Raw genomic sequence first — 9304 nt, 5'->3', positions numbered from 1 at the left:
TCTCACCGTCGGCTGAACCAGGGGTTCCCGCCACAAGGGCGGGAATGACGACTGAAAGGAACGTGGAGCGGAGTGGAAGCGCCCTCTACTCCGCCGCCTGCAACCGCACCGGCGGCCTGGCCTCCACCGTCCCGACTAGCGGCAGCCGCACCTGCACCAGCAGGCCGTCGCCCGGCAGCATCAGCCGGATGTCGCCGCCATGCGCGCGGACGATCGAGCGGGCCGAGGACAGCCCCAGCCCCACGCCCTGCTTGCTCGACGTCCGCGCCTCGACGCCGCGATAGAAGGGCGTGAACACCCGCTCCAACTCGGCGGGCTCCAGGCCCGGACCCCGGTCGCGGATCTCGACCACCGTCTCGTCGCCCTCGACGTGAAGGGCCACCCGGGCGCTGTCGCCGTACTTGACGGCGTTGTCCACCAGGTTGGCGAACACGCGCTGCAGGCCCAGGACCGAGACCTCGACCTCGGCCGGCTCGCCGGGCGCCAGGGCGACGTCGGCGCCGGTGACCTCGGCCTCGTCGATCACGCATTCCAGCAGCGAGCGCAGGTCGACCCGCTGGCGGGCCCCGGCCTCGGCGTCCTCGCGCATGAAGGCCAGCACCGAGGTGATCATCGCCTCCATCTGGTCCAGGTCCTGGCCGATCTCGCGGCGCAGGGCGGGCGAGGCGCGCTCCAGCCTAAATCGCAGGCGGGCCAGCGGCGTGCGCAGGTCGTGCGAGATCGCGCCGATCATCGCCGTGCGGTCGGTGATGTAGCGGCTGAGCCGGCCCTGCATGGCGTTGAAGGCCCGGGCGGCGCGGCCGATCTCGGCGGGGCCGTCGGCGACGATCACCGGCGAGGCCGGGTCGCGGCCCAGCTGCTCGGCGGCGAGGGCGAAGCCGGCCAGGGGCGCAGCCAGGCGGCGGGCGAAGATCCAGCCCAGCGGCGCCACCACGGCCAGCGACAGGGCGAACCACATCAGCACTCGCCGCTGCCAGCTGTTGGGGAAGGCCTYGGGCTGGGGCCGCAGGGTCACCCACTGATGGGGGCCCACCCGCAGGGCGGCCACGAAGTCGCCCTCGATGAACGGCGGCGGGGCCAGGCCGAACAGGTTGCGGGCGGCCGGCGCGGCCAGGGGGCGGCCCGCCGTCGTCTCGGGTTCAGGCTTGGGCGCGGCCGGCGGCGTGGACGCGGGCAGGGCGACGTGCGGCGCGGCCTGAACCGGCTCGGTGACCGGGACGGCCGGCGCCAGGGGCTGAGGCGGCGGGGGGCGCTTCAGGGTCGGCTCGCGCGCGGCGGCGTCGGCCACCGGGTCCAGCGGGGGCGCGGGCTTGGCCACGCCGCGCAGCGAGTCGGGCAGGGTCATCACCCGCGAACGGAACGGCGCGGCGAACAGCGGATTGGTCGCGCGGTCCCGGTCGGCGGCGGCCGATGAATAGCTGAAGGTCCGCTGACTGGCGCCCATGCCGGGGCCGTCGTCCGTTCGGAACACCCGCTGGGCGCCGGCGGCGCGCATCCCCGCGTCAGGCGACGATCCCGGAAAGCCTTGGCGAACCTGGACGCCGCCCCCCATGGCGCCCATCGGTCCCGCCATGCCGCGTTCGCCCACGCCGCCCGGTCCCGGCCCCGGCGGCAGGGTCTGGGCCTCGGCGTAGGTTGTGAACAGCAGGGCCAGCGGCGGATGGCCGGGACGGCGGCTTTCGGCGCCGGCGAACGGCGGCGGGGCGTAGAACAGCAGGCGGACATCCTGGCGCGGCACGTTCAGCAAGCGGGCAAGATCGGCGCTGGCCGGCTCCGAGGCTACCCAGCCGGGGCTCAGCAGGCTGGGCGGCTGGGTCTCGACCGTGCGCACCAGCGGCCGGTCGGCGTCGCTGTCGGGCACGGCCCCGCGCAGGCCGGCGGCGATGTCGGCCAGGCTGTGATGCATGGCGGGGGCCGGGGGCAGCAGCACGGTCAGGCCCAGGGTCACGGTCTGGGCCGCGACCAGTCCCGCCAGCAGCAGGGCCATCACCTGGACGGCGATCGGCGGGCTGGGCCACCGACGCGGAAGGCCCCCCCGGGCGATCATTCGATCGTGACCCTGGCGTCCAGCATGTAGCCCATGCCGCGATAGGTGCGGATCAGCGGTTCGTCGGACTGGGCCTCGATCTTGCGGCGCAGGCGGCTGATGTGCAGGTCGACGCGGCGGCCCAGGTTCTCGACCGTCTCGCCGGCGATGATGGTCAGCAGCTCGTCGCGCGACACCACCGAGCGGGCATGATCGACCAGGGTCGACAGGATCGTGAACTCGCCCGGGGTCAGCAGCAGCAGCACGCCGTTGGGCGCGGTCAGCTGGCGGGCGGCGACGTCCAGCTTGAAGCCGGCGAACAGGCGCACGTCGCTGCGTGGACCCTTGCCCCCGGCCCGGCGGCGCAGCAGGGCCTTGACCCGGGCCAGCAGCTCGCGCGGCGGGATCGGCTTGACCACATAGTCGTCGGCGCCCAGCTCCAGGCCGACGATGCGGTCCACCGGATCGCCCAGCGCGCTGAGGAGCAGGATGGCCGGGCCGTTGGTCCCGGAGACCTGGCGGCACAGCGACAGGCCGTTCTCGCCGGGCAGGTTGACGTCCAGCACCAGYACGTCGACGGGCCGGGTCTCCATCACCTCGCGGGCGGCGGCCACGCTGGCGGCCTGGCGCACGGTGTAGCCCTGGGCGTCCAGATAGGCGGCCATCTCCCGGCGCAGCACGTCGTCGTCCTCGACCAGCAGGACGGTGGCGGTTTCGGCGAGCGCGGGCTGGATCATGGCGGCTGACATACGCCCAGAATATGGCGCGGCCGGGACCTTTCGCCATGGGCGAAGCGTCGCGGCGKGGCGGCCTTCCAGGGCCTCCGGCGCCGTTTTGGATAGGGTTTTGTATCGGACCGAAACAGGACTGCATCGATCCGAAACATTACGGCTCGTCTGTCGCGGCAAGGGGGCGCGGCGCCGCCGCCAACGCCGCCACATAGGCCTCCATGAGCCGCACCAGCTCGTCCTCCAGCGCGGCCGGGTCCAGGCCCAGATCCTTCTCCGCCGCCGCCGCGCGCAGCAGGCCGATCACGGCGTGGGTCAGGACGAAGGCCGACTCGTCGGTCAGGGCGATCTCCAGCTGGGCCTTGCCGGCGATCGAGGCCATGAAGGCCCGATGGTGATGCATCAGCATCCCGTCCTCGCCCTTCTGGAACAGCGCGTCGAACAGCACCTGGCCGGTGGCGGGCGAGCCCTGGAAGCCGCGCATCAGCGCCCGGACGATCGACCGCACGCTGCCCAGTTCCGGCCGCTCGATCACCGTCTCGGCGATGGCGTCGCGCACGCTGGCGGCGCGGCGCTGAGCGAGCGCGGCCAGGATGTCCTGCTTGCCGCCGAAGTACTGGTAGAGGGTGCCGATGCYGACGCCGGCCCGTTCGGCGATGTGGTTGGTGGTCAGCTTGCCCGCGCCATCGGCCTCGAGAAGTTGAAAGGTCGCGTCGAGGATCGCGTCGATCGTCGATTCCGAACGGGCCTGGCGCGGTGTTCGGCGTTGTCTTTCAGACACTTGCGACCCTTCATGCGACGTCTCCCGCCGGCGGCGGGAAGGCGAGTAGGAACCTGAACAACGCTTACATAACCTGATCGGCGACACCAGGATCCGCGCTGACCCCTTTGGGAAACAGCGGGTTCGGCAACCCCAGGAGCCCGATGAGCCTCTCCATCGACCAGGTCCGCGCCAAGGTGGCGTCGCAGAAGACGCTGCTGCCGGCGCTGTACGGAAACGTCGATTTCGACGCCGTGCCCGAACGCTTCACGCTGGACGCCGCCAAGGCGGTGGTCCGCGACCGCGCGCCGCTGGGCGTGACCGTCACCCAGGACGACCTCGACCGCGTCCAGGCCTACACCATGCTGGGCGACATCGTCGCCGACGCCTACGCCGCCCTGATCCCGACCTACGGCTTTCGCCGGCTGATCGACATGCTGACGACGGCCTGCGAGCACGGCGTCGCGGCCGTGGCCGATGCGCCGCCGCAGCTGGCCGCCTTCATCGCCGACATGGAGGCCACGCCCGGCTGGGTCGACATGGACCTGGTGCGCGAAGGGGCGCGGCTGGACCTCAACGCCACCGCCCACCTGGCGCCGTTCGCGATCCGGGGCGCGTTCGTGGCGACTTTCCTGAACAAGTACTCGGCCCTGCCCATGGCCCTGACCGGGACCCTGAGCAGCGACACCGCCGCCCGCCGGGTCAACGAGACGGCGACCTTCTTCGCCACCACCGTGCTGCCCGGCGCGCTGGAGCGGCACGGACAGGGGTTCAAGGCCGCCGCCATGGTGCGGCTGATGCATTCGATGGTGCGGTTCAACGCCATCCGCTCGGGCCGCTGGGACGTGTCGGTCTACGGCGTGCCGATCCCCCAGGTCGACCAGATGCCGGCCGGCCTGATCCCGGTGTTCCTGATGGCCTTCAAGATCCTGGGCCAGGGCCGCCGCCAGTTCACGCGCGAGGAGCGGGCCAGGGTCGAGCTGGCGCGCTATCGCTGCTTTCTGCTGGGGTTGCCAGAGGATCTGCTGGCCGACACGCCCGAGGGGGTGGTGCGGATCATGACCGCCCGCAACAGCACCCTGCGCCAGGGCTTCGACGACGAGACCTGCGGGGCGCTGGTCCGCGCCACCCTGGCCGCCTATCTGCCGCCGGACCGGTCGCCCGCCAACCGCCTGCACGACCGCATCGAGCGTCGCTTCGCCAAGGCCTTCTTCCTGCGCCACTTCATGAACGGCGACCGGGCGGCGGCGGCGCGGATGGGCGTCCAGGTCGACCCCGCCGACCGGCTGGTCTTCGCGGCCGTGGCCCTGGGGGTGATCGCGCGGATGGCGGCGTTCAAGGCGGCCGACAAGGTGCCGGTGCTGCGCGACGCGGCCGACGCGGTCCTGGTGCGCCGGGTGCGCAAGCTGCTGGCCCGCTACGGCCACGCCGAATACGTCACCGACGCGGCGCGGTACCGGCCCGCGCATGCGGCGGCGTGAAACTCGAAAGCTGTCATCCCGGACAAGCGCGCAGCGCGCAGATCCGGGACCGACGCCTGAGCGCCGCGCTTCCGGCGGTCCCGGATCTTCGCTGCGCTACGTCCGGGATGACAACCTCTATGGCTAAGGACCTACTCCTGCACCTGATCCACCCGCGCCRCGAAGATGTAGCCCACATGGCGCACCGTGCGGATCAGGTGGGCGCCGCCGTCGATGCGGGCGAGCTTGCCGCGCAGGCGGCTGATGGCGACATTGACCTGCTGTGGCGCGGGGCGGGCGTGGGCGTCGGGCGGGCCCTGGCGCAGTTCGTCGCGGGTCAGCACCTGGCTGGGCCGGGCGACCAGGGCCCACAGCACCAGGAACTCGGCGGTCGACAGGGGCACGGGCGCGCCGCGCGGATCGAACAGCGCCTGGGTGGCGACGTTCAGCCGCCAGCCCTCGAAGCGATAGACGGCCGGCGCGTCGCGGACCGGCTCCTCAGGGCGGACGTCGTCGTGGCGACGCAGCACCGCCCTGACTCGGGCCAGCAGCTCGCGCGGGCGATAGGGCTTGATCACATAGTCGTCGGCCCCGAACTCCAGGCCCACGACCACGTCGCATTCCTCGCCCGAGTCCGAGACCACCATTATGGCCGGCGGGACGGGCAGGCCGAGCAGGCGCGAGCAGACCGAAAGGCCCGAGGCGTCGGGCAGCATCATGTCCAGCATCACCAGATTGACCTGGGTCTCGCGCAGGATCTGCTCCATCTCGCGGGCGCTGCCGGCGCCCAGGGTGGTCAGGCCGTAGCCGCTGAGCAGACCGGTCATGTCGTGGCGGGCGACGGGATCGCCATCGAGCACGAGGATCCGCTTGTCCATGGTCAGAACATCGCCCTTCCGGTCAGCCGCGCGGTGTACTTGGTCTGCTTGCGCGAGGCCTCGGCCCCGCCCTCGAAGGCCACGTAGGACAGGGCCGAGCCGGCGCGGACCGCGAAGCCCAGGGTGACCGCCCCTTCCTTGTCGTTGGCGGCGGCCAGGGTGAAGGCCGAGCCGCCGGCGAAGCTGGCGATGGTGTCGCCCATGGCGCCGGCTAGGGTCTGGCGATACCCGACCCGCAGCTCGGGCCGCACCCAGACGTCCTTGCCGTACTGCCGGCCCAGCACCAGGCCCAGGTCGCCGCTGAGGTTGTCGGCCTTGCGCGAGGCCACGGTCAGGTCGAAGCCTGATCCGCCGCCGTGCTCGCGGCGCTCGCCCTCCCACAGCCAGACATAGTCCAGCCGGCCCTCGGGACGCAGATAGACCTCGCCGATCCGCGCCTCGTAGGCCAGGCCGGCGAAGGCGTTGGCGACCATGCCGTTCCAGGCGGCGGTGTTGGTCAGGCTGACGTCCGCCGTGCCGTCGCCATTGATGTCGGCGCTGACGAAGCCGCGGTCGCCGTTGAAGCGGCTGTAACCGGCTCCGCCGCCCAGATTGAACCGCCACCCGCCGACCGAGCGCCGCCAGTAGAGCCCGGCCTGCAGGATCGAGGCGGTGGTCTTCTCGCCCAGCTTGGCGACCGTGTCGTGCTCCTCCAGGCTGACCGCCGCCAGGGTGAGGCCTAGAGCTCCGCCGGCGTCGCCCATCGCCTCGTAGCCGGCCACCATGCCCAGGGCCTGGGTGTCCGACCCCTGGGTGTCGCCGTCCTCGCGGCGGACCAGGGCGTTGATCTCCTGCAGCCAGACGCTGTCGGGTCCGTAGCGGTCGCCGACGTCCGGACGATTGGCGGTGGCCGCCGAGATCTGCTGCTGCACGGTCTGCAAGGCCGAGAACAGGCCCTCGCCCTGGCTGGGCAGCATCTGGTCGTACAGGCCGAAGAAGCCGTCGCGGCTGCTCTGGTTCAGGAAGGCGCCGGCGATGTCGGTGTCGTTCGACAGGGCCGCGAACACCGCGTCATAGGCGCTGGTCTGGCTGGCCGACATCGCGGCTTCGGCGGCCGTGCGCCGCCGCACGTCGATCAGCACGTCGTTGCCCGAGGCATAGCCGCTGGCGACGTACAGATAGGGCGCGTGGCCCAGCAGGTCCTGGTCGATGGCGCCCGCCGTCAGGCTGCCGGCCTGGATCACCGTATAGGTGGTCGGCGCGGTCAGCAGGCTGGTCAGGTTCAGGCCCAGGGTCGCGCCGGACTCGATGGTCGCGGTGTCGACCACCAGCTTGGTCTGGGTCCCTGCGGCGGGGTCGGCGGTGAACACCAGAACGCTGTCGGCGCCCAGGCTGAGACTGGTGGCCTTGATGGTCTCGGCGTTGGTCAGGCCCAGCGAGCCGTTGCCGATCCTGATGTCCAGCAGGCCGTCGCTGTCGCGCAGGGCGCCGATCATGTAGCCCGTGCCATCGATGGTCAGGCTGTCGGCGCCGTCGCCGAACGACACGTCGCCGATCAGGCCGCCGTTCAGGATCGACAGGCTGTCGGCGCCCGAGCCCAGCAGGACCCGACCGCGGATCAACGGCTCGTCCGCGTCGTCCACGCCGTCGCCGTCCGTATCGGTGTCGGCCACGTCGTCGTCGAGATCGTCGCCGTCATTGACCCCGGTCTGGACGATGGTGACGCCGGTGGTGTTCCTCGACACGTCGATGGCCGTCGCCACGCCGTGGATAACCTCGTTTCCGGCGTCCGTGTCGGTGTCGTCGGTGTCGTATTCGTCGTCGGTGGCGACGACATAGGCGGCGATCGCGCCGGTGTTGGTGATGGTCTTCAGGCCGCCGGTTTCGTCGATGATGGCGTAGGCCGAGCCGCCCTCGCCGCCGACGGTGGCGGTGATCGTGCCGGCGTTGGTGAGGCTGGTCATGCTGGCCCCGGCCGCGATGCTGACGGCCTTGGCGGTGACGGCGGTGTCGCCCGTGACCGAGGCGCTGATCGCGCCGGTGTTCCACAGAGTGTCGGCCACGGCGCCGGCGTTCAGCTTCAGCCCCACCGCGTCGCCTTCGTAGGCGCTGGCCGAGATGGAGTTGGTYACCTTGATCCCGCCGGTGATGATCGTGGCCTGGCCGGCGTCGCCACCGATCTGGACGCCCGTGGCGCTGATCCCGTCGTGGATGCCCCCGGCCGTCACGGAGCCCTTGATGATCAGGCCGTAGGCGTCGTCGCCGGCTCCCACCGCGCCCAGGGTCACGGCCCGGGTGTCCGAGCCGATCAGCAAGGCCGGGGCCGAGCCGTAGGCGGTGATCGAGGCCGTGCCCTCGCTGCTGTCGGTCACGCCGTCGCCGTCCTCGTCGTCGGAGGTGTCGTCGTTGGTGTCGGTGGGCGGAGCGTCCAGCAGCACGCCGCCGGCCACGTCGGCGGTGATCTTCACGCCGCCGCCGCCTTGCAGCAGGTCGTCGGCGTCGAGCAGGGCCTCGTCGTCCGGGTCGGTGTAGCGGCTGGTGACCCGGTAGCCGGTCGCATAGACCGAGCCCTGGATGACGACCGCGCCGCCCACGTCGCCATCGACCGCCAGGCCGACGGTGCCGGCGCCCAGCACGCTGATCGAGCCCGTGCTGGTCAGACCGCCGCTGACCGTCCCGGCGGTGTGGATCCCGTAACCGCGGTCGCCGACCACGCTGATCGATCCGGCATGGACCAGCGAGCCGGTCAGGGGCGCCTCCAGGCTGATGCCCGCCGAGTCGTTGCCCTCGATGGTGATCACGCCGGTGGAGTCGTTGGTGATCGCGCCGACGAACGGATCTGTCCCGGTCAGCCGGATCCCGTAGCGGCCCGAGCCCTTGGCGAACAGGCCGTCATAGTCGCCGTCGCTGTCGTCGTCGGTATAGTCGTAGTCCTCGGTCAGGCTGATCGTGGCGCTGTTGAGCAGGGTTCCCGTATGGCCGCCCAGCACCAGCACGCCGATCGAGTCCGAGACGCCGACGGTTTGCAGCGCGCCGGCGTTGGTCAGGATGTTGTCGCTGTCGAGCGTGGCGATCGCGCCCGAGACCGTCGGGGTGATCGCGCCGTCGCTGGTGATCTTGACGTCGTCGGCGGCCCCGGAATTGGCCGTCGAGGTGGCGATCGGCGCGGTGCGCGCGCTGCTGGTCACCTGGGTTTCGGCGACCGCGTTACCTCCACAGATCAGCAGAGGGGCCAGGGCGGCCGTGGCGAGGAGTTTGCGGGACATGGACGGCCTGTGATGCGTGCCGTCCCTGGCTAGAGCGCCGCCATGGCTCCTGGATGACCCCTAGGTATCGACCTCGATAAGCAGAGCCGTTCGAAACCGATGCAATGTCTCGGGAGTGTGTCGGTGGGTGGGCAAAACGGGGACACGCCCTTGCGGCGTGTCCCCTGACTTCGCGCGGAGCCCACGATTGGGGACACGCCGCAAGGG

Annotated in this window: 6 protein-coding genes; 1 reads left to right on the top strand and 5 read right to left on the bottom strand. The window is 71.4% G+C overall.

Annotated elements, in window-relative coordinates; translation table 11 throughout:
* Positions 1-85: 85 nt before the first annotated feature.
* The 3 genes from AC1DZ6_RS11865 to AC1DZ6_RS11855 form a co-directional block, all read right to left on the bottom strand.
* Positions 86-2047 carry an ATP-binding protein gene (locus AC1DZ6_RS11865; protein WP_477097382.1) on the bottom strand — a complete coding sequence of 654 codons (1962 nt, stop codon included), beginning with the start codon at positions 2045-2047 and terminating at the stop codon, positions 86-88.
* Positions 2044-2763 (bottom strand): response regulator, encoded by a 720-nt coding sequence (locus AC1DZ6_RS11860; RefSeq protein WP_477097381.1) that lies wholly within the window; start codon positions 2761-2763, stop codon positions 2044-2046. The genes AC1DZ6_RS11865 and AC1DZ6_RS11860 overlap by 4 nt, the downstream gene beginning before the upstream one ends.
* Before the next feature lie 148 nt (positions 2764-2911).
* Entirely contained in the window at positions 2912-3535 is a 624-nt protein-coding gene (locus AC1DZ6_RS11855) for a TetR/AcrR family transcriptional regulator (protein ID WP_477097380.1), read from the bottom strand.
* Positions 3536-3678: 143 nt separating this feature from the next.
* Between AC1DZ6_RS11855 and AC1DZ6_RS11850 the strand changes: the two genes are divergently transcribed.
* A complete protein-coding gene (locus tag AC1DZ6_RS11850) occupies positions 3679-4995 on the top strand; it encodes an oxygenase MpaB family protein (protein ID WP_477097379.1) in 1317 nt (438 codons plus the stop codon).
* Positions 4996-5126: 131 nt separating this feature from the next.
* Here the strand turns inward: AC1DZ6_RS11850 and AC1DZ6_RS11845 are convergent, their stop codons facing one another.
* Complete coding sequence (locus tag AC1DZ6_RS11845; RefSeq protein ID WP_477097378.1) at positions 5127-5852, bottom strand: response regulator; 726 nt, start codon at positions 5850-5852, stop codon at positions 5127-5129.
* 2 nt (positions 5853-5854) lie between these two features.
* Complete coding sequence (locus AC1DZ6_RS11840) at positions 5855-9097, bottom strand: autotransporter outer membrane beta-barrel domain-containing protein (protein WP_477097377.1); 3243 nt, start codon at positions 9095-9097, stop codon at positions 5855-5857.
* Positions 9098-9304: the final 207 nt, after the last annotated feature.

The sequence above is a fragment of the Caulobacter sp. P1_B12_2 genome (assembly GCF_056406675.1).
This window is presented reverse-complemented; position numbering and strand designations above follow the sequence as displayed.